At 70.8% G+C, this 18,267-nt stretch carries 18 protein-coding genes; 13 read left to right on the top strand and 5 right to left on the bottom strand.

The window, feature by feature from the left end:
• Positions 1-10 precede the first annotated feature (10 nt).
• From BIV25_RS26605 to BIV25_RS26585, 5 genes are all read left to right on the top strand, one after another.
• Positions 11-388 (top strand): phage holin family protein, encoded by a 378-nt coding sequence (locus BIV25_RS26605; protein WP_071374949.1) that lies wholly within the window; start codon positions 11-13, stop codon positions 386-388.
• Positions 389-395: 7 nt separating this feature from the next.
• On the top strand, positions 396-887 hold the full coding sequence (locus BIV25_RS26600; protein ID WP_071374948.1) for a low molecular weight protein-tyrosine-phosphatase: 492 nt from the start codon (positions 396-398) through the stop codon (positions 885-887).
• Positions 884-2,032 (top strand): cystathionine gamma-lyase, encoded by a 1,149-nt coding sequence (locus tag BIV25_RS26595; protein ID WP_071374947.1) that lies wholly within the window; start codon positions 884-886, stop codon positions 2,030-2,032. The genes BIV25_RS26600 and BIV25_RS26595 overlap by 4 nt, the downstream gene beginning before the upstream one ends.
• Positions 2,033-2,248: 216 nt before the next feature.
• Positions 2,249-3,154 (top strand): LysR family transcriptional regulator, encoded by a 906-nt coding sequence (locus BIV25_RS26590; RefSeq protein WP_071374946.1) that lies wholly within the window; start codon positions 2,249-2,251, stop codon positions 3,152-3,154.
• Between the two features lie 86 nt (positions 3,155-3,240).
• On the top strand, positions 3,241-3,723 hold the full coding sequence (locus tag BIV25_RS26585) for an NUDIX domain-containing protein (protein WP_071374945.1): 483 nt from the start codon (positions 3,241-3,243) through the stop codon (positions 3,721-3,723).
• Positions 3,724-3,736: 13 nt separating this feature from the next.
• Here BIV25_RS26585 and BIV25_RS26580 read toward each other — a convergent pair whose 3' ends face one another.
• Both BIV25_RS26580 and BIV25_RS26575 read right to left on the bottom strand, forming a co-directional pair.
• On the bottom strand, positions 3,737-4,936 hold the full coding sequence (locus BIV25_RS26580; protein WP_071374996.1) for a globin domain-containing protein: 1,200 nt from the start codon (positions 4,934-4,936) through the stop codon (positions 3,737-3,739).
• Positions 4,937-5,327: 391 nt separating this feature from the next.
• Positions 5,328-5,960, bottom strand: a complete 633-nt coding sequence (locus tag BIV25_RS26575; protein ID WP_071374944.1) for an HAD family phosphatase — start codon at positions 5,958-5,960, stop codon at positions 5,328-5,330.
• 150 nt (positions 5,961-6,110) lie between these two features.
• On the opposite strand from BIV25_RS26575, the gene BIV25_RS26570 reads away from it, so the two are divergent.
• The gene (locus BIV25_RS26570; RefSeq protein ID WP_071374943.1) at positions 6,111-6,977 is read left to right on the top strand and encodes a GNAT family N-acetyltransferase; all 867 of its coding nucleotides are present in this window, start codon (positions 6,111-6,113) and stop codon (positions 6,975-6,977) included.
• A gap of 127 nt (positions 6,978-7,104) precedes the next feature.
• Here the strand turns inward: BIV25_RS26570 and BIV25_RS26565 are convergent, their stop codons facing one another.
• Together BIV25_RS26565 and BIV25_RS26560 are read right to left on the bottom strand one after the other, a co-directional pair.
• Positions 7,105-7,524, bottom strand: a complete 420-nt coding sequence (locus BIV25_RS26565) for a heme-binding protein (RefSeq protein ID WP_071374942.1) — start codon at positions 7,522-7,524, stop codon at positions 7,105-7,107.
• Between the two features lie 126 nt (positions 7,525-7,650).
• Positions 7,651-8,859, bottom strand: a complete 1,209-nt coding sequence (locus tag BIV25_RS26560; protein WP_071374941.1) for an MFS transporter — start codon at positions 8,857-8,859, stop codon at positions 7,651-7,653.
• 142 nt (positions 8,860-9,001) lie between these two features.
• Between BIV25_RS26560 and BIV25_RS26555 the strand changes: the two genes are divergently transcribed.
• The gene (locus tag BIV25_RS26555) at positions 9,002-9,460 is read left to right on the top strand and encodes a MarR family winged helix-turn-helix transcriptional regulator (protein ID WP_071374940.1); all 459 of its coding nucleotides are present in this window, start codon (positions 9,002-9,004) and stop codon (positions 9,458-9,460) included.
• A 9-nt stretch (positions 9,461-9,469) separates the two neighbouring features.
• Complete coding sequence (locus BIV25_RS26550; protein ID WP_071374939.1) at positions 9,470-9,922, top strand: GNAT family N-acetyltransferase; 453 nt, start codon at positions 9,470-9,472, stop codon at positions 9,920-9,922.
• A 71-nt stretch (positions 9,923-9,993) separates the two neighbouring features.
• Here BIV25_RS26550 and BIV25_RS26545 read toward each other — a convergent pair whose 3' ends face one another.
• The gene (locus BIV25_RS26545; protein WP_071374938.1) at positions 9,994-11,379 is read right to left on the bottom strand and encodes a serine hydrolase; all 1,386 of its coding nucleotides are present in this window, start codon (positions 11,377-11,379) and stop codon (positions 9,994-9,996) included.
• A gap of 742 nt (positions 11,380-12,121) precedes the next feature.
• On the opposite strand from BIV25_RS26545, the gene BIV25_RS26540 reads away from it, so the two are divergent.
• The 5 genes from BIV25_RS26540 to BIV25_RS26520 all read left to right on the top strand — a co-directional run bounded on the left by BIV25_RS26540 (position 12,122) and on the right by BIV25_RS26520 (position 18,036).
• On the top strand, positions 12,122-12,859 hold the full coding sequence (locus BIV25_RS26540) for a helix-turn-helix domain-containing protein (RefSeq protein WP_071374937.1): 738 nt from the start codon (positions 12,122-12,124) through the stop codon (positions 12,857-12,859).
• Between the two features lie 69 nt (positions 12,860-12,928).
• The gene (locus BIV25_RS26535; protein ID WP_071374936.1) at positions 12,929-14,374 is read left to right on the top strand and encodes a CoA transferase; all 1,446 of its coding nucleotides are present in this window, start codon (positions 12,929-12,931) and stop codon (positions 14,372-14,374) included.
• 167 nt (positions 14,375-14,541) lie between these two features.
• The gene (locus BIV25_RS26530; RefSeq protein ID WP_071374935.1) at positions 14,542-15,735 is read left to right on the top strand and encodes a CaiB/BaiF CoA-transferase family protein; all 1,194 of its coding nucleotides are present in this window, start codon (positions 14,542-14,544) and stop codon (positions 15,733-15,735) included.
• Positions 15,736-15,799: 64 nt separating this feature from the next.
• A complete protein-coding gene (locus BIV25_RS26525; protein ID WP_071374934.1) occupies positions 15,800-16,972 on the top strand; it encodes an acyl-CoA dehydrogenase family protein in 1,173 nt (390 codons plus the stop codon).
• Positions 16,969-18,036: an acyl-CoA dehydrogenase family protein gene (locus BIV25_RS26520; RefSeq protein ID WP_071374933.1), complete on the top strand. Its 1,068-nt coding sequence runs from the start codon at positions 16,969-16,971 to the stop codon at positions 18,034-18,036. Before BIV25_RS26525 ends, BIV25_RS26520 begins: the two co-directional genes overlap by 4 nt.
• The last annotated feature ends 231 nt before the right edge of the window (positions 18,037-18,267 follow it).

Here is an 18,267-nt window from a genome sequence, read left to right as displayed (position 1 = left end):
GATCAGACACATGAAGAATTTCGTAGTCAAGACGATCGCCAACGCAGGCGCCCTCGCAGTCGCCGTCTGGCTGCTCGACAAGATCACCCTCACCGGTGACAACACCGCCAAGAAGGCCGGCACACTGATCGTGGTCGCGCTGATCTTCGGTCTGGTCAACTGGCTGGTCAAGCCCATCGTGAAGGTGCTCACCTTCCCGCTGTTCATCCTCACCCTGGGCCTGATCACCCTGGTCGTGAACGCGCTGATGCTGCTGTTGACCTCGTGGGTGTGCGGCAAGCTCTCGCTGAGCTTCCATGTGGAGGGCTTCTGGACGGCCGTTCTCGGCGGCCTGATCATCTCCGTCGTCTCCTGGGCCCTGCACATGGTCCTGCCGGACGAGGACTGAGCACACCATGACCTACCGCGTCTGCTTCGTGTGCACCGGCAACATCTGCCGCTCCCCGATGGCCGAATCCGTCTTCCGAGCACGGGTGGCCGAGGCCGGGCTGGAGGACCGGGTCGAGGTCGACAGCGCCGGTACCGGCGGCTGGCACGAGGGCGATCCCGCCGACCCGCGCACCGTCTCGGTGCTCGAGGAGCACGGCTACGACGGCGAGCACGTCGCGCGGCAGTTCCAGCCGTCGTGGTTCGCCCGCCTCGACCTCGTGATCGCCCTCGACAGCGGCCACCTCAAGGCCCTGCGCCGCCTCGCCCCCACCGAGGAGGACGCCCTGAAGGTGCGCCTGCTGCGCTCGTACGACCCCGTCGCGGGCGATGACCTCGACGTACCCGATCCGTACTACGGACACGGCGACGGCTTCGAGGAATGTCTTGACATGGTGGAGGCGGCGAGCACCGGGCTGCTCGCCGCGGTACGGGAGCGCCTGGAAGGGCGAGCCGCATGAGTGAGGCCGCCGAGGACCTGGGCCGGGCCGGCGAGAGCACACGCGCGGTGCGCGCGGGACTGCCCGAGCCGGTCAAGCACGAACCGACCCTGCCCGGGCCGGTGTTCGCGGCGCACTTCCACCTGCCCGGCGAGGCGACGGGCCCGTACCGGTACGGCCGTGACGAGAACCCGACGTGGACGCTGCTGGAGCGGGCCGTCGGCGAGCTGGAGGCGCCCGGGCGGGACGACGTCGAGACGCTCGTCTTCGCCTCCGGCATGGCGGCGATCTCCTCCGTGCTGTTCTCCCAGCTGCGCGCCGGGGACGCGGTGGTGCTGCCCTCCGACGGCTACCAGGTGCTGCCGCTGGTCCGCGCCCAGCTGGAGGCGTACGGCATCGAGGTGCGCACGGCGCCCACCGGCGGGGACCGCCAGCTGGAGGTGCTCGACGGCGCCCGGCTGCTGTGGATCGAGTCCCCGTCGAACCCGGGGCTGGACGTGTGCGACATCCGGCGGCTGGTGGCGGCGGCCCACGCACAGGGCACCCTGGTGGCCGTCGACAACACCCTCGCCACCCCCCTCGGCCAGCGCCCGCTGGAGCTGGGCGCCGACTTCTCCGTGGCCAGCGGCACCAAGCAGCTCACCGGGCACGGTGACGTGCTGCTCGGCTACGTCGCCGGCCGGGACGCCGGGGCCATGGCTGCCGTACGCCGCTGGCGCAAGATCGTCGGGGCGATCTCCGGGCCCATGGAGGCCTGGCTCGCGCACCGGTCCATCGCCACGCTGGCCTTGCGTGTCGAGCGGCAGAACACCACCGCCCTCGCGCTCGCCGAGGCTCTGAAGCAGCGAGCCGAGGTGTCCGGCCTGCGCCATCCCGGGCTGGCCGACGACCCGGCGCACGAGGTCGCCGCGCGACAGATGCGCCGCTACGGCTGCGTGGTCTCCTTCACGCTGCCCACGCGCACGCGTGCCGAGCGTTTCCTCGAATCCCTGCGGCTGGTGGAGGACGCGACGAGCTTCGGCGGGGTGCGCTCGACGGCCGAGCGGCGGCGCCGCTGGGGCGGAGACGACGTGCCGGAGGGCTTCATCCGGATGTCCGTCGGCGCCGAGGACCCCGAGGACCTGATCGCGGACGTGCTGCGGGCCCTGGACGAGTCCGCCGAGTGAGGCGCCCGCCCCGCATCCCCTGGACCGCACGACGGTCCGAGCCTCCCCCCTCGTGGCTCGGACCGTCTACGGTTCTCCGCGCGAAGAACCGCGCGAACAAGGCTAGTTGACTCTCTGTCAGTGTCCAATCACGCTAGCGACAGCGGCGTATCGACATATTTATAGTTGGTGCCTGCCTGGGCGCCGGAGGAGGGCAGGGACAGGAGAGGGGAAACCGTGGATCTGGCCTTGCTGCGCACCTTCGTCACCGTGCACCGAGCCGGCTCCTTCACCCGCGCCGCGGCACTGCTCGGCCTCTCCCAGCCCGCCGTCACCTCACAGATCCGCACGCTGGAACGCCAGCTGGGCAAGCCGCTCTTCCTGCGGCAGGCCCGCGGGGTGACCCCGACGACCATCGGCGAGGAACTCGCGCACAAGGCCGCGCCCCACCTCGACGCCCTGGTGGAGATAGCCGAGAGCGGCCTGGACGACGACTCCTCGCTGAGAACCCTGCATCTCGCCGGCCCGCCCGAGTTCACCGCTGAACGCGCTCTGCCCGCCCTCACCGAGCTGACCGGCGACGACGGCCAGGGCTTCGCGCTGCGCGCCTCCTTCGGCACGGCCGAGGAAACCCTGGAGGGGCTGGCCGCGGGGCACCATGATCTGGCCATCAGCACGGCCCGGCCGCGCGGCGCTCTGCTCACCGCGACTCCGCTCTGCGACGAGGAACACGTGCTGGTCGCCGCTCCTCGCTGGGCGGAGCGGATCGGTGCGGAGGAGCTGCGCCTGAAGGGGTCGGCGGCGCTGGAGGATCTGCCCGTCGTCGAGGTCCATGAGTCGCTGCCCCTGGTCTCGCGCTACTGGGCCACTGTCTTCGACTCCCGCCCCGCCGCCTCGGGCGCGGTCGTCGTCCCGGATCTGCGGGCCGTGCTCGCCTGCGCGGTCGCCGGTGCCGGGCTGGCGGTGCTGCCCCTCTATCTGTGCGCACCAGCGCTGGCCGAGGGCACGATCGTGACACTTTACGACCCGGCGGTGCCGCCCCTGCGCACGTACTTCCTGGCAGCGCGCACCGGGACCCTCGCCCTGCCCCATGTGGCACGAGCCCACGAGTGGCTCCAGCGGGCGGCAACGCGCTGGGGCTGACCTGTGCGCCAAGGCTTTCGCGCGGTCAGAGGTTTCACGTGGAAGCCGGATGTTTCACGTGGAACCAGCTGGGCCACATTTCTCCCATGACCGTCCGACCCGTGGTCAAGCGCACCGCCCGTGCCGTCCTCCTCGACGGTGACGACCTGATCCTGATCAAGCGCACCAAGCCCGGTATCGATCCCTACTGGGTCACTCCCGGTGGCGGCGTCGAGCCCGGGGATCCGACCGTCGTGGACGCCTTGCACCGCGAGGTGTACGAGGAACTCGGCGCCAAGATCGCCGATGTCGTGCCGTGTTTCGTGGACACGGTGGAACACATCGGCGAGGACGGCGGCGCGACCGGCGTGAAGGTGCAGCACTTCTTCGTCTGCCGCCTGGAGTCCATGGATCCGTCCCTGCGGCACGGCCCCGAAGTGGACGAGCCCGCCGGCGAGTACGAGATCGTGCGCGTCCCGTTCACCCGCGTCGGCATCGCCTCCGTCCATCTCGTCCCGCTGTCGCTGCGCCACTACCTGGACGGCAATATCGAGGGCGTACGGGCCATGCACGCTCCCGACCTCGGCTAGCGCACCCGACTCCTCAGCTCCCGGCGGTGAGTAGTTCCTCGACGGAGTCGTACCGTATGCGGCTCGACGGGACGCCGATGTCCCGCAGTACGTCGACGCCGCTGCGGATCATTCCGGGCGGTCCCGAGAGATAGGCCTCGTACCCGTTCCAGGGTCCGTAATCCCGGACGGCGTCGGGGAACCGAAGAGGGGTCTGCTGGTCGGTGACGGTCCGGACAGCGAGCCAGGGGTGGGTCTGCCGGAGGCCGAGCAGGGTGTCGACGGCGTACAGGTCGTGGCCGGTGCGGGCGCCGTAGAACACTTCCACCGGCCGCCGCACCCCGTGCTCGACGACGTCCTCGACCAGAGCTTTGATGGGCGCAATGCCGGTGCCGCCGCCCAGGCAGAGCAGTCCACTGTCGGTCGTGTGGTCGACAGTCATCGAGCCGACCGGGGCGCCGAGCCGTAGGACGTCTCCGGGCCGGGCGCGGTGCACCAGCGCGTTGGAGACCCAGCCGGCCGGCACGGCCTTCACATGAAACGTCAGCAGTCCGTCCGAACGGGGCGCCGAGGCGAAGGAGTAGTGCCGCCATACCCGCGGCCACCAAGGTGTCTCCACGCTCGTGTACTGGCCCGCCAGGAAAGGGTAGGGCTGGTCGGGGCGGACGGTGAGGACCGCGACGTCGGAGGTCCTGAGGTCGTGTGACACCACCTCGGCATGCCACCAGGCCGGGGCCCGCAGCTCGTCCATCGCGGCTGCGTCGATCATGGCCTGGGAAATCTTCGTGTACGCCCGCACCCAGGCAGCCTCGGTCTCGGGGTTCCAGACGGGGGCGGCGTACGCGCTCAGCGCACCGAGGAGGCATTCCCCCAGGGCCGGGTAGTGCTCCGCGCGCGTCCCGTACTTGCGGTGGCCTAGGCCCAGGTTCCGCAGATAGCCGGTGAGGATCGCGGTGTCGTCCACGTGATCGGCCACCTTGAGCAGGGACTTCAGCAGGCGTTCCCGCTGGACGTCCATCGCGGCCGGGAACATCTCACGGAGCTCGGGGTGGCGGACGAAGAGCAGAGCGTAGAAGTAGGAGGTGACCTCGTCGGCGATCGGGGCTATCTCGGCCATCGTGCGCCGTATGAGCAGGGCGTCCGGAGAACCCTGCTCCGCCGTTGGCCCCGACCTCCGCACCGGCGCCCGCTCGGCGTCCGTCGACGGCCAGGCGCGTACGTCCGCATCCGGCATGGCCGCTGCCGGCCCGACAAGTGGCTCCGCGGCTCGCCCGGCCGGTACCTCCGCCGAGCCTCGGGCAAGGCCGTCCCCGATGTTGCCGTCAGCGACCGGATCCCGGGCGCCGTCCTGCGGCTGAGCCGAGGATATCTTGCGCGGCGTGAACCAGCCGTCCCCGTCCGACGTGCCATTCTCCCCCGGCGTGGTGGTCGGAGCGTCCATGGTGTGCCCTCGCCTCGAACGTCTTGCGGTCGGTCTGCGCACCTCCCCTGGGAAGATGCATGTTCCCCCGGCGGGCGGCCAGCCGTAGCACCCGCCCCGACCCTACCGGCCGACGTCCCCCAGACAAATCCCCCCTTCCGCCCGCACGTACCAGGCAGGACGGGAGATCCAGTGGGGCCGACAACTACCGTGCGGCAGCGACCAGTTCATAGGCGTCCCACAGATCCCGCCCCGTGTAGCGGTGGGTCGCGAGGCCGGCCAGGCAGGCGTCGGCGTTGACCGCCACGGAGACCGGTACGGCGGCGAACAGGTCTCTGTCCGAGGATGAGTCGCCGTATGCCACGCAGTCCGTCCTCGCCAGCCCGAACTCCGCACAGAGCCGGTCCGCGACGGTGACCTTGGCCGCCGCACTGAGTACCCCGGCCGGGTCGACCGGCTCGGTGAACGGCACGGCGGGGAAACGCGACCCGTGAGCCGCATGAGCGCCCCAGTCGAGCAGGCGCTCCACGAAGAAGGACGGCGAGAGGGACACCACCGCGCAGTACTCGCCCGCGTTTCGGATCTCCGCCCAGACCTCGCGGATCCGGGTCAGCCAAGGCGCCGCCCGGAACGCGGCATCGACATGCGCGTCGGTCAGATCACCCCACAGCTCGTACACCCGCGCCGCATACTCCGGCGGGCCGATCCGCCCCGCGGAGATTGCCCGGTCCAGCGCCACCGTCTCCGCCTCCCACCCCAGCTGGCGGGAAATCTCCACCGGGGCGGTCGTGCCGTGTAGCAACGTGCCGTCAAGATCGAAGAGATGCAGTCTCGCCATGGCCCGAGGCTAACGGGCTGCCGATGTTTCACGTGAAACACTCCCTGGCCGCCCACCAGCGGTACGCGGGCTCGTGCCATGGCCAAAAGCACGTACGTCTCCGTCGAAACGGGTGGACGTCAGGGGTGCCCGTCGGACAGCCTGACCTGCGTGCCGACTCCTTCCCTCGCCGCTCTGCCCATTCGCCGTCTGACGCTTCGCGATCTCACCGCCTGCGCCGACTTGTCCGAAGACCGGGGGTGGCCACGCGAGGAACACAAGTGGGGTTTTCTCCTCACGGCCGGAAACGGCTTCGGCATCGACGACCCACAGGGCGGTCTCGTCGCCGCGTGCGTCGTCACGCAGTACGGCTCGTGGGGGCGTCCGGACCTCGGCGCCATCGGCATGGTCCTGGTCGCCCAACGGCATGCGCGCCGGGGCGTCGGGCGCCGCTTGATGCGCCATGTCGTGTCGACCATGGGGGCCACTCCGCTGACTCTGCACGCCACGGAGAACGGTCGTCCCCTGTACGAGGAACTGGGCTTCAAGGTGACGGGCCGGGCCGAGATGCTGAGAGGCCGCTTCGCTCCCGACGGGCTGGAGTCCGGGGTCCTCACCCGGGCCGCCACTGCGGAAGACCTCCCCTCGATCCTGCGGCTCGACGAGGAGGTGTTCGGCAGCGACCGCACTCCTCTCCTCGCCCGGCTGCCCGCCTTCGCCGACCAGCTCCGGGTGGCGGAGGAGGACGGCACGCTCACCGGTTACGCGGCCGCGTGGCCCAACATGGATACGCATGTGGTCGGCCCGCTGATCGCCCGCGACACCGAGACTGCCAAGGCACTCATCGCCTCACTGGCGGATGGTACCGACCGGCCGCTGCGTACTGACATCGACGTACGCCACGAAGAGCTACTGGCCTGGGCGAAGACGCACGGGCTGACCCCCGTGGCGTTCAACTCCGTGATGACGTACGGCATCCCGGACCTCCCGGGTGACTGGACCCGGCGGTTCGCCCCGCTGACCGTGGCGGCGGGCTGAGACCCATAGCTCGGGCAGGTCTGAAGCTCGGTCGTGGAACACGCCGACACACGGCGGACGCCGGCCCCGCCGATGATGTGGCGGGGCCGGCGTCCGTGTGTCGGGGGACGGTGCGTGCGGGCCGTGATCAGACGAGCGTCCGCGCAGCTTCCGTGGCGAAACCGTGGTCCTGCTCCGGGGCGCCACCACCGACACCGATGGCACCGATCAACCGGCCGTCCCGGTGCACGGGCACACCGCCTGCGATGAACAGCAGCGGCCGGTCGAGGGCGGTGGGAAGGGTGTGGAAGAGGGCGCCCGGCTGGACGGCGTCGACCAGGTCGGCGGTGGGCGCGTTCAGCTGAAGCGCGGTGTAGGCCTTGCGCGTACTGGTCTCACCGGAGATCAGCACGGCCCGGTCGTCCCGGCGGAAGGCGAGCAGGTGCCCGCCGGCGTCCAGAACGGACACGCTGACCGTTACTCCGGCCGCCTCGGCCGCACGACGGGCCGTGGCGACGAGCAGCTCGGCGTCCTCGATGGACAGAGGGGCGACGGAGGTGGTGCTCATGGACGTTCTCCTCGGGGGTGCTGGGACCTCGGGACGTACTGAGGTCCTGGATGTAGCTGCGGTTCTTGGTGGTCATGGGTCCGGCCGCCGGTGCGGTCCGGCAGGCGGGCCCATGGTCCGGGGTGCTCAGTGACGGACGGGGGTCTGCTGCCCGGCGGACGTTCCGGAGGCGATCACGATGCTCTGCGTGCCGCCGCGGCGCTCCAGGGCCGACGAGAGGACGGCGAGGACCAGGGCGGCCGCGGCAAGGGTGGCGCCGACCCAGTTCGGGGCCGTGTAGCCGAAGCCGGCCGCGATCACGATGCCGCCGAGCCAGGCGGACAGGGCGTTGCCCAGGTTGAAGGCGCCGATGTTCACGGCCGACGCCAGGGTCGGGGCGCCGTGGGCCTGGTCGAGGACGCGCTTCTGCAGCGGCGGGACGGTCGCGAAGCCGAGGGCACCGATCAGGGCGATGGTCACGGCTGCCGCGATCTTGTTGTGCGCGGTGAGCGTGAAGAGAGCCAGGACGACGGCCAGGGCGCCGAGGGAGACATACAGCATCGGCATCAGGGCGCGGTCGGCGAACTTGCCGCCGATGAGGTTGCCCCCGACCATGCCGAGGCCGAACAGGACCAGCAGCCAGGTGACCGAGCCGTCGGCGAAGCCCGCGATGTGGGTCATCATCGGTGCGATATAGGTGATGGCCGCGAAGACACCACCGAAACCGAGCACCGTCATCGCCATGGCGAGGAGGACCTGGGCGTTCTTGAAGGCGGCCAGTTCGTGCCGCAGGTGCACTCCCTCCGGCTTCGGCAGCTCGGGCACCAGCTTCGCGATGCCCGCGAGGCCGACGACACCGAGGGCGGCGACGACACCGAAGGTGACGCGCCAGCCGACGTGCTGGCCGATGAGGGTACCCAGCGGGACGCCGACGACATTGGCGACGGTCAGGCCGGTGAACATCATGGCGATGGCCCCGGCCTTCTTGTGGGGCGCCACCAGTTCGGCCGCGACGACGGAGCCGATGCCGAAGAAGGCACCGTGGGCGAGCGAGGCGATCACCCGCCCGATCACCATGACGGCGAAGACGGGGGCCATCGCAGAGACCAGGTTTCCGACGATGAAGAGGCCCATCAGCAGCATCAGCATCCGCTTGCGCGGGATCTTGGTGCCGAGCACGGTCATCAGCGGCGCGCCGATGACCACGCCGAGAGCGTAGCCGGTCACGAGCAGGCCCGCCGTGGGGATGGAGACCCCGAAGTCGCTCGCGACCTCGGGCAACAGTCCCATGATCACGAACTCGGTCGTTCCGATTCCGAAGGCCCCGATCGCGAGGGCCAGAAGCGCGAGAGGCATGAGGAGGTGAACCTTCCCAGACGATTGCAGGAGCGCTTTGCGTGCGTTCACAATAATTGCAGACGCGGGTTAATTGCAACCGCAGACTATTGCGATGCTGCTCTATCCTTGACGCAGCTGCTCCGGGACGGAGGAAACCCCAATGACAGCGACGGATCCCGCGCTCACCGCTCTTGCCCAGGGCTGGTGCGCCCTCTCTGCTCTGCACGGCAGGATCGAGGCGCACATCGAACGCGCCCTCCAGGCAGAGCACGATCTGAGCGTGCGCGAGTACTCCCTGCTGGATGTACTCAGCCGACAGCACGACGGAGAGGGCGGCCATCTTCAGATGAAGCAGGTCGCCGACGCGGTCGTCCTCAGCCAGAGCGCCACCACCCGCCTGGTGACCCGGCTTGAGGACCGCGGGCTGCTGGAGCGCTATCTGTGCCCCACCGACCGACGCGGCATCTACACCAACGTCACCGAGGCAGGCCTGCGCCTGCTGGAGGAGGCGCGGCCCACCAACGACGCCGCCCTGCGCGAGGCTCTGGACGACGCCGCCAAGAACCCCGAACTGACACCCCTGGTCCAGGTCGTGGAGTCCCTGAACGTGCCCGCATAGGGTGCGGACATGGGAGATCTTGAGATACGCCACGCGACCGCCGAGGACCTTCCGGCGATCGTCGCAATGCTCGCCGACGACCCGCTGGGTGCCCAGCGGGAATCACCGGACGACCTGACCCCGTATCTGGCTGCGCTGGAACGCCTCACGGCCGATCCGAACCAGCACCTGGTCGTCGCCGTACGTGACGACCGCGTGATCGGCACTCTCCAGCTCACGGTCGTCCCCGGTCTCTCCCACAAAGGGTCGACCCGCGCGCTCATCGAGGCCGTACGCATCCACGCCGACGAGCGGGGCAGCGGGCTGGGCACCGTCCTGATCCAGTGGGCGATCGACACCTCCCGGCAACTCGGGTGCGCGATGGTGCAGCTGACGTCCGACAAGAGCCGCACCGACGCCCACCGCTTCTACGCCCGGCTGGGCTTCAGCGCCTCGCACGAAGGCTTCAAGCTGAAGCTCTGACAGCAGAGGACGACCAGACGGGGCGGGGGGTGTGTTTCACGTGAAACACACCCCCCGCCCCGTCTGGTCGCCTAGCCGATGCCCCGCCAGCCGTCGGGGTCCACTCCGCCCGGCACCGGTGCCTCCGTGTCGTACGGCTGCCGTGTGAAGACGAACGATCCGAGGTCGAGGTGGCTCACGGATCCGTCCGGGCGTCGCACGGGCCGCAATAGCTCTCCGGCGAAGTAGCCTTCCAGGCCCGTCCAGGTGCCGTCACCATTGGACCGGAAGCGAGCTCGGCGCCCGGTGCCGGTCAGCGGACCCAGGGCGATTCGGCCGTCGGCGGTCACCCGCAGGCCGTAGGCGTAGGTTCCCCAGTACCACTGCCCCGCGAGGTCCAAGAGCGCCGGATCGACCTCGCGCAGCGGCCGCCAGGGCTCGGGGATCCGCGGTTCCGCCTCGGCGACGATACGGACGAGATCGGCTCCTACCGCTCCCAGCAGCGGCCCACTGGTGCAGTTCGCCAGCACCACTGCGGCCACATCGTCCTCCACGCCGATGGTGAGGTTCGCCAAGAAGCCCGGGAGCGATCCGGAGTGACCGACGAGGAACCGACCGTCTCGGGACTGGAGCTGCATCCCGAGGCCGTAGGTGACCCTGTCCAGTACGTCCGAGACCTCTGCGGGCGCCGCCGGGGTCCGCATCTCGCGAACCGACTCCGCGCTCAGGACCCGGTCGTCCCCTACGGTCAGAAACGCGGCGAACCGCGCGAGGTCCCCCGTGGTCGACCACAGCTGCCCGGCCGGCGCCATCCGGCCCAGGTCCTCCATCGGCTCCGGCAGCAGCGCGTCCACCCACGGATGCACCGCCCATCCGCCCGCGTGCGGGGGCTGCGGTTGTGCGGACGTGCGGTGCAGGCCGAGCGGCTCGAGGATCTCGCCACGCAGCACCTCCTCCCACGCAGCGCCGCGCAACTCCTCCACCAGCGCACCGAGCAGGGTGTAGCCGGGGTTGGAGTAGTGGTGCCGACGGCCCGCAGGGTGCAGCAGCGGGCGCTCGCCCAGCACATCGCTCAGCTCGGGACGCAGCGACCCACGAGTCCGCTCCCACCAGGGCGCGGGTGACTCGGCCGCCAACCCGGCACTGTGCGCGAGCAGTTCCGCGATCGTCGCCTCGCCCACCCCGGTACCCGGCAGATGCTTCTCCAGCGGATCACCGAGACCGAGCAAACCCTCGTCGCGCAGTCGCATCACCAGCACTGCGGTGAAGGTCTTGGTGATGGACCCGATCCGGTACTGCACGGTCTCGTCCGGGGCATGCCCGTCCACCGACGTCCGCGTCCCGTGCCACACGGTTCGCCCGCCCCGTACGACGGCCGCGACCAGCGACGGTGCCCGCCCTTCCGCCTGCGCGACGGCGATCCGGTGCAGCAGGGCTCGCCGGGTTGCGGGGAGCAGGTCTTCCTGAGGTGTCGTCATGGGGTCAGTCCACCCGGTCCCGTGGCGGGCGTCGAATCCATTCCCCGCCTTCCCCGCCTACCTGTCTTCCCGGCCTTCGTCCGGACAAGGACCGATGGCCGATGGCCTCACGATGATCGGGCCCGAGAGGCCGGGTCTGAACGACTTCCACCACCCGCGGAGGCCGATGACCTGCTGTGGCCGACACCGGTTGCCAGCAACGCCGTCACCCTGTCCGAGTCCTAGCCGCCCGTTCCGCGATAGCGGCCTGCGTGTTCTTGGTGTGTCGCATCCAGGGACCAGGGCAACTTGCCTCAGGGTCTTGTCCCTTGCTGGCGTCCGCCTCGGCTCGGTTCAGGTATGACTCCAGGGCGTGCGAGCCGGTACGTTGCTCAGGGCAACCGCAATTGCCTGGTCGTAGGTGTGCGCCAGCGTGATTAGGGAGGCGTGAGGAACCGGTTCGCGGGCAGCTGTTCGTCATGCTCGGTGCGGGTGTGGCGGCGGGGTTCTCGGCAAGGGACTCCACGGGGCCTGGGAAGTCCACAGCGCAACGTGCCATCACCTCGATGAGCTCGCTAAAGGCGGACGCCTTCGCCCGGAGGCGGCCCTTCCGCCTTGGCGTGAACCCTCTTCTGCTGCCGGGCTTGTGGCGTCTGCGCGGGCGGGGGCCGAATTGCTCGTCGGGGTGGTGCGAGAAACGGATCGACGGGCCGTTTCGGCGCTCGTGGCCGGCGGCCTACAAGAAGGGCAAGGGTGGGGTGGGATGGGTGAGCACGGTCGGTGGCGGCGTCATCGTACGGTGGACCGGGTCGTGTGGATCCTGGAGGCTGCCGCGCGGGCGCCGGGCGGGGTGAGGGTGGCCGAGTTGGCGCGGACGGTCGGGGCGCCGGCGAGTTCGGTGCAGGATCTGGTCAACGGTCTTGTCGTGACGGGTTTTCTGCTGGAGCAGCAGGGGCGCTTCCGGCTCGGTCCGGCTCCGCACGTCCTCAACCTGATCGCCGGCCGGGTCGTGCCGCGGATCAGTCAGGCCGAGCTCAACGAGCTGAGCCGTGTCGCGGGTACCCCGGTGCTGCTCACGGTGCGGGTCGGGCTCGACGCCGTGCACGTGGCGCGTGGTGGTGAGGACGAGATTCCGCGTCTTGTGCCGCTTGCCGACGAGCACGTGGCCCGGCCGCTGCTGCGGACCGCCGCGGGCCGTCTGCTGCTGGCCTTCACCGACGAGGCGGAGCGCCGTGGGCTGCTCGACGAGCTCGCCCGCCACGATCCCGAGGCCGTCGCGGAGTTCCGTCACGCTCTTGCGGCGATCCGCGCGTCGCGGATCAGCCGCAGCGAGGGTCTGGCCGATCCCGAGGTCAGCGCGCTCGCGATCCCTGTCACCGACGGCTCCCTCGTCACGGGTGCTCTGGTGCTGATGCACCGGCGCCGTGGCCGCTCGGAGCGGCTGTCCCTGGACCGGGCGGCGGCCCGGCTCCTCGCGCACATCCAGGAGACACGGATGTGACGTCCGCATCGATTCACGGATATCCGTGAATCCGGGCGCTCGTGCGGTGCCGGGAACGAGCATCTGGGCATGACCTCGCACACGCTGACCACGACCGAGCCGACACCTCCGATGCCCACCGGCGAGATCGTCTCCCGGCTGCTGCACACCCTCGGCGACCCCGATCCGGCCCGGGGCGCGGAGGACATCACCGTCGTCGGGGCCGATCCCCTGGTGCCCTCGGTGCACCGCCTCGCCGATGCCATGTCCGCCGCGATCGGTGTCTTCGGACGCCAGACGGCGGCGGTCGGCGAACAGCGCGGCCACCCGCACCAGAGGGTGGAGGTGCCGGCCGGGGCCGCGATCGACCAGCTCATGGCCACGTACCACACGACGCTGTCGGGGCGCCCGCTCGGCGCGCTCCTCGACGATCCGACGCTGCTCGGCAACAACGACTTCTACCGGGCTCAGGGCGGCCGGTGGATCTTCATCATCACCACCTATCCGCATCTGCGCGACGCGGTCTGCTCCGTGCTGGGGTGCGGGCCCGACAAGGTGGGGATCGCGCGGGCCGCCGCCGGCTGGGACGCCTTCACGCTGGAGGAGGCCATCTGCGCGCGCGGCGGCGTCGCCTGCGCGGTGCGCAGCCGCGACGAGTGGCTCGCACACCCCGCCGGGCGACACGTGGCGCGGCGTCCGGTCGTCGAGATCGAACGCGTCGGTGACGGACCGGCCCGGCCTCTGGAGCCGATCAGCGAGGCCGACGAGGCCCTCACGGGCGTACGGGTGCTCGATCTGACCCATGTCGTCGCAGGCCCCGTCGGGGCGCGGCTCCTCGCCCAGTTCGGCGCCGACGTGCTGCACCTGTCGCGTCCCGACCGCCCCGACCCGATCCCGATGATCGCGATGACCGGCGGCGGCAAGCGCAACGCCTACTGCGACCTGCGCGACGCCCACGACCGCGCGGCCTTCCACGACGCGCTCCACGACGCGGACGTCTTCGTGCACTCCTACCGGGGACTCGCCCGGCACGGCGCGTCGACCGAGGAACTCGTCCGGCGCCGCCCCGGACTCATCACCCTCGAATACCACGCCTGGGGCGCCGACGGACCCTGGGGCGAACGCGGCGGATTCGACCAACTCGCCTGCTCCGCCACCGGATTCGCCGTCGAGGAATGGACCGACCGGCCATCACTGCCGCCGACATACCTGCTCAACGACTACCTCGCCGCCTACCTCGGAGCCGCCGCCGTCGCAACCGTCCTGCGCCGGCGCGCGACCCAGGGCGGCTCATGGCGGATCCGCGTGACCCTGGCCGGGGTGTGCCACTGGGTACAGGAACTCGGACTGCTGGCACAGGAGAACGTCATCGGCCTGCCCCGCCCCGGACACACACCCCTCGCCGCGCTGTCGACCACCGACACCGACTTCGGCCCGCTCACCGAACCGGCGACACCGTTCACCTACAGCGAGCGCCACGTCCCCCAGCCCGGCCCGCGTTCCCCACTCGGCTCCGCCCCGCTCCAGTGGCGCTGAGCACTCCACGCAAATGCCGTACGCCATCCGCGAGCCGCCCGGGGGGCTGGCCGCACCCCCCGGCGGAACCGCATATCGACACAACCCCCCCATCCCTTCGAAGCACGACCCCGTAACACATCACCCCGTTCACCCACCCCACCCCACCACCCAGGAGGCACCGGAAGATGTCCGACAAGCCGAGCGGCCCGCCCAGCCGGGGACTCCTCGCCGGAGTCCGCGTCGTCGAACTGGCCAGCGTGATCATGGGTCCGTACGCAGCACAACAGCTCGGCGACTTGGGCGCGGACGTGATCAAGGTCGAGCCGCCCACCGGTGACATGACGCGCCACTACCCGCCGCTGCGCCACCCCGGCATGGGCGGCCCGACCCTCAACCTGAACCGCAACAAGCGCAGCGCCTCCATCGACCTCAAGGCCCCGCACGGCCGCGACGCCCTGCTCGCCCTGCTGCGCACCGCCGACGTCTTCATCACCAACCTGCGCCCGCAGGCCCTGGAGAAGCTCCGCCTCGGCTACGGCGACGTCGCGGTCGTCAGCCCGGGCCTGATCTACGCGAGCGCCCACGGCTTCCGCAGCGACAGCCGCTACGGCACCCACGCCGCCTATGACGACATCATCCAGGCGGCCAGCGGCCTGGTCTGGCTCAACCACCAGGTCTCCGGCCAACCGCACTACGTTCCCACCGTACTGGCCGACAAGATCTGCGGCATGCAGATCGCCCAGTCGGTCCTGGCCGCGCTGCACTACCGGGAGCACGGCGGCACCGGACAGCACATCGAGGTCCCGATGGCCGACACCATGCTCGCCTTCAACCTGGTCGAGCACCTGGGAGCGGCCGCTCTGGAGGCCGACGGGAAGTTCGGCTCGGCCCGCTCGCTCAGCCCGCAGCGCCGCGCCCTGCGCACCGCCGACGGCTGGATGTGCATCCTGCCGCACAGCGACCGCAACTGGCGGGACTTCACCGACTTCGTGGGCCGCCCCGAACTGGCCGCCGACCCGCGCTTTGTCACCGGCCCCGACCGGGCTCGTAACGCCGACGCGTTCTATCCACTGCTCGCGGAGCTGACCCCGCGGCACAGCAGCGCCGAGTGGCAGGAGTTCTGCGACCGGGCGGGCATCGCCGCCGCCCCGGTGTTCGACCTGGAAGCCGCCGCCACCACCGCCTACGCCCAAGAGGGCGGCCTGCTGCACGAGGCCGAACACCCCACCGAGGGCCGCTACCGGGTCATCGGCCGCCCGGTGCGCTACTCGGCCGACCCGGAGCCGGAGCTACGGCCCTGCCCGGGCATCGGCCAGCACACCGACGAGGTGCTCCGCGAAGCCGGCTTCGACCCCTCCCTGCTGCACCCCGCGAACTGACCGCGAATTCTCGTACCGAAAAGAAATGCACCGCCCATTCACCAACCCCGGGAGCGAATGAGCCATGTCTCCTTCGACGCTTTCGCCGATCGCATTTCCCGACGTCGTCCTGCCCGAATCAGCCCGTCGGCTCCGCGCCGAGGTCCGAGCCTTCCTCGACGAGGAACGCGCTCGCGGCACCGTGCTCGGCCGCCCCGACTCCTGGCTGGCCGGCTGGGACGACGGCTTCAGCCGCCGCCTCGCCGAGCGCGGCTGGGTCGGCATGGCCCTGCCCACCGAGTACGGCGGTGCCGGCCGCGGCTTCCTGGAGCGCTATGTGGTGATCGAGGAACTGCTCGCCGCCGGCGCCCCGGTCAGCGCCCACTGGGTCTCCGACCGGCAGGCAGGACCGTCCATCCTCCAGCACGGCACCGAGGAGCAGCGCCGCTTCTTCCTGCCCGAGATCGCCGCCGGGCAGTGTTTCTTCTCCATCGGCATGAGCGAGAAGAGCAGCGGCTCCGACCTCGCCTCGGTCTCCACCCGCGCCCAACGCACCACCCATGGCTGGCGGTTGACCGGTACCAAGATGTGGACCGGCGGCGCCCACGTCAACGACTACGCCATCGTGCTGGCCCGCACCGACGACGCCGAGGACAGGCACGCGGGCCTGAGCCAGTTCATCGTCGACCTGCGCGCCCCGGGCGTACGGATCGAACCGATCCACTTGATGAGCGGCGAGCACCGCTTCAACGCCGTCCACCTCGAAGGCGTCGACGTCCCCGACGGCATGCTGCTCGGACGGCAGGGCGATGGCTGGAAGCAGGTCACCGGCGAACTCGCCTTCGAACGCAGCGGCCCGGAACGCTACCTCTCCACCTTCCCCCTGCTCATCTCCCTGCTACGCGAACTGGAGCAGCGCCCGCCCACGGCCGAACAGCTCACCCGGCTCGGCGTCCTGACGGCCCGCCTGCACAGCATCCGCCGACTGTCCCTCGGCGTGGCCGCGGCGCTGGACGCCGGAGCCGCCCCCGACACCCAGGCCGCCCTGGTCAAGGACCTCGGCACCCGCCTTGAGGGCACGCTGACCGACACCGTCCGCAGCATCCTGCCGACCCCGGCCGACCCGCACGCCACCCCCGGAACCCACCCCGAACTGCTCGCCTTCGCCCTGCTGCACAGCCCCGGCTACACCCTGCGCGGCGGCACCAACGAAATCCTTCGCGGCATCATCACTCGCGGTCTGGAGCAGTACCGATGAACACCCACACGATCGACACCAGCACCCCGGTCATCCCCGCCGACGTCTACGACACCACCGTCTTCTACGCCGATGCGGACACCATCGCCACCGTCACCAACACCACCGCCCCCGACGCCGTCGCCCTCCCCTCCCAGGACGCCTCCACCGCCGAACTCCTGGCCGCCGCCAAGGAAGCAGGACACCGCCCCGTCCCCGCCCCCCTCGCGGAGACCGCACTGGTCGCCCGCCCGCTGCTGCGCCGCGCCGGGCTCCCCGTCCCCGACGGCCCGCTCAGCTACGCCATCGCCCCCGAGCTGACGATCCGCTACGCCCACCCGGCCGCCTCCGCCGTCGGCTCGGCCGGCTGCCTGGGCGACGACGACACCCTGCTGGTCACCGGCACCCTGCGCCGCGTCCCGTGGGCCCGCGCCGCCACCGCGGTGGTCGTCCTGGCCACCGCCCCCTCCGGCCCCGTCCTGTTCACCCTCACCCCCGACCAGGCCGTCCTCACTCCCGGCGGCAACCTCGCCGAGGAGCCCCGCGACGACCTCCACCTCGCCGCCCTCGAGATCCCCGCCGCACAGGTCCGCCGGATCTCCCCCGAACTGCTCGACGAGGCCCGTCTCCGCGCGGCCCTGGCCCGCTCCGCCCTGATCGCCGGTGCCGCCGAACGCTGCGTCGAGCTGACGGTCGCCCACACCACCGCCCGCACCCAGTTCGGCCGTCCACTCAGCCGCTTCCAGGCCGTCAAGCAGGAAGAGGCACGGCTGATCGAGGAGGCCGCCCTGGTCCGCGCCGCCGTCCAGGCCGCCGCCGCGCCGCTGGACACCGGCGGCGCGGCCGCCCACTTCGCCGTCGCCGCCGCCAAGACCCAGGCATCCGCTTCGGCCACCGAGGTCACCCGCATCGCCCACCAACTCCACGGCGCCATCGGCATCACCCGGCTCAACCCCCTCCACCTCGCCACCACCCGCCTGTGGTCCTGGCGCGACGAAGACGGCGACGAAACCTACTGGGCGCACCGCCTGGCCCGCCCCCTCACCGCCACCGTCCTCTGGCCCACCCTCACCACCACACCCTGACCCCTCGCCCCCGCCCTGCCCCGCCGCCGACCGGCCCAGCCCGGTCGGCGGCTCAGCAGCTCTCCCCTGGCTTGGGGTGGTGTCACCGGGTTCGGAGACATCGGCGGACCGCTGATCAGGGCATAACCAACCCACTCTTTTTGATACCCCCCAGGGCTCTGGCGGGCTTACCGTCCGCACGACAGAGGCTCGTCGGGACTTCGCCGACCACACGCGACATACCCCACCCCC

This window comes from Streptomyces sp. MUSC 14, assembly GCF_001866675.1.
Lineage (GTDB): Bacteria > Actinomycetota > Actinomycetes > Streptomycetales > Streptomycetaceae > Streptomyces.
This window is presented reverse-complemented; position numbering and strand designations above follow the sequence as displayed.

Bases quoted from the DNA above. Each gene is read 5' to 3' on its own strand.
- BIV25_RS26605 (WP_071374949.1), top strand. From the start codon at position 11: ATGAAGAATTTCGTAGTCAAGACGATCGCCAACGCAGGCGCCCTCGCA.
- BIV25_RS26600 (WP_071374948.1), top strand. From the start codon at position 396: ATGACCTACCGCGTCTGCTTCGTGTGCACCGGCAACATCTGCCGCTCC.
- BIV25_RS26595 (WP_071374947.1), top strand. From the start codon at position 884: ATGAGTGAGGCCGCCGAGGACCTGGGCCGGGCCGGCGAGAGCACACGC.
- BIV25_RS26585 (WP_071374945.1), top strand. From the start codon at position 3,241: ATGACCGTCCGACCCGTGGTCAAGCGCACCGCCCGTGCCGTCCTCCTC.
- BIV25_RS26580 (WP_071374996.1), bottom strand. From the start codon at position 4,936: ATGCCGGATGCGGACGTACGCGCCTGGCCGTCGACGGACGCCGAGCGG.
- BIV25_RS26575 (WP_071374944.1), bottom strand. From the start codon at position 5,960: ATGGCGAGACTGCATCTCTTCGATCTTGACGGCACGTTGCTACACGGC.
- BIV25_RS26565 (WP_071374942.1), bottom strand. From the start codon at position 7,524: ATGAGCACCACCTCCGTCGCCCCTCTGTCCATCGAGGACGCCGAGCTG.
- BIV25_RS26560 (WP_071374941.1), bottom strand. From the start codon at position 8,859: ATGCCTCTCGCGCTTCTGGCCCTCGCGATCGGGGCCTTCGGAATCGGA.
- BIV25_RS26555 (WP_071374940.1), top strand. From the start codon at position 9,002: ATGACAGCGACGGATCCCGCGCTCACCGCTCTTGCCCAGGGCTGGTGC.
- BIV25_RS26550 (WP_071374939.1), top strand. From the start codon at position 9,470: ATGGGAGATCTTGAGATACGCCACGCGACCGCCGAGGACCTTCCGGCG.
- BIV25_RS26545 (WP_071374938.1), bottom strand. From the start codon at position 11,379: ATGACGACACCTCAGGAAGACCTGCTCCCCGCAACCCGGCGAGCCCTG.
- BIV25_RS26540 (WP_071374937.1), top strand. From the start codon at position 12,122: ATGGGTGAGCACGGTCGGTGGCGGCGTCATCGTACGGTGGACCGGGTC.
- BIV25_RS26535 (WP_071374936.1), top strand. From the start codon at position 12,929: ATGACCTCGCACACGCTGACCACGACCGAGCCGACACCTCCGATGCCC.
- BIV25_RS26530 (WP_071374935.1), top strand. From the start codon at position 14,542: ATGTCCGACAAGCCGAGCGGCCCGCCCAGCCGGGGACTCCTCGCCGGA.
- BIV25_RS26525 (WP_071374934.1), top strand. From the start codon at position 15,800: ATGTCTCCTTCGACGCTTTCGCCGATCGCATTTCCCGACGTCGTCCTG.
- BIV25_RS26520 (WP_071374933.1), top strand. From the start codon at position 16,969: ATGAACACCCACACGATCGACACCAGCACCCCGGTCATCCCCGCCGAC.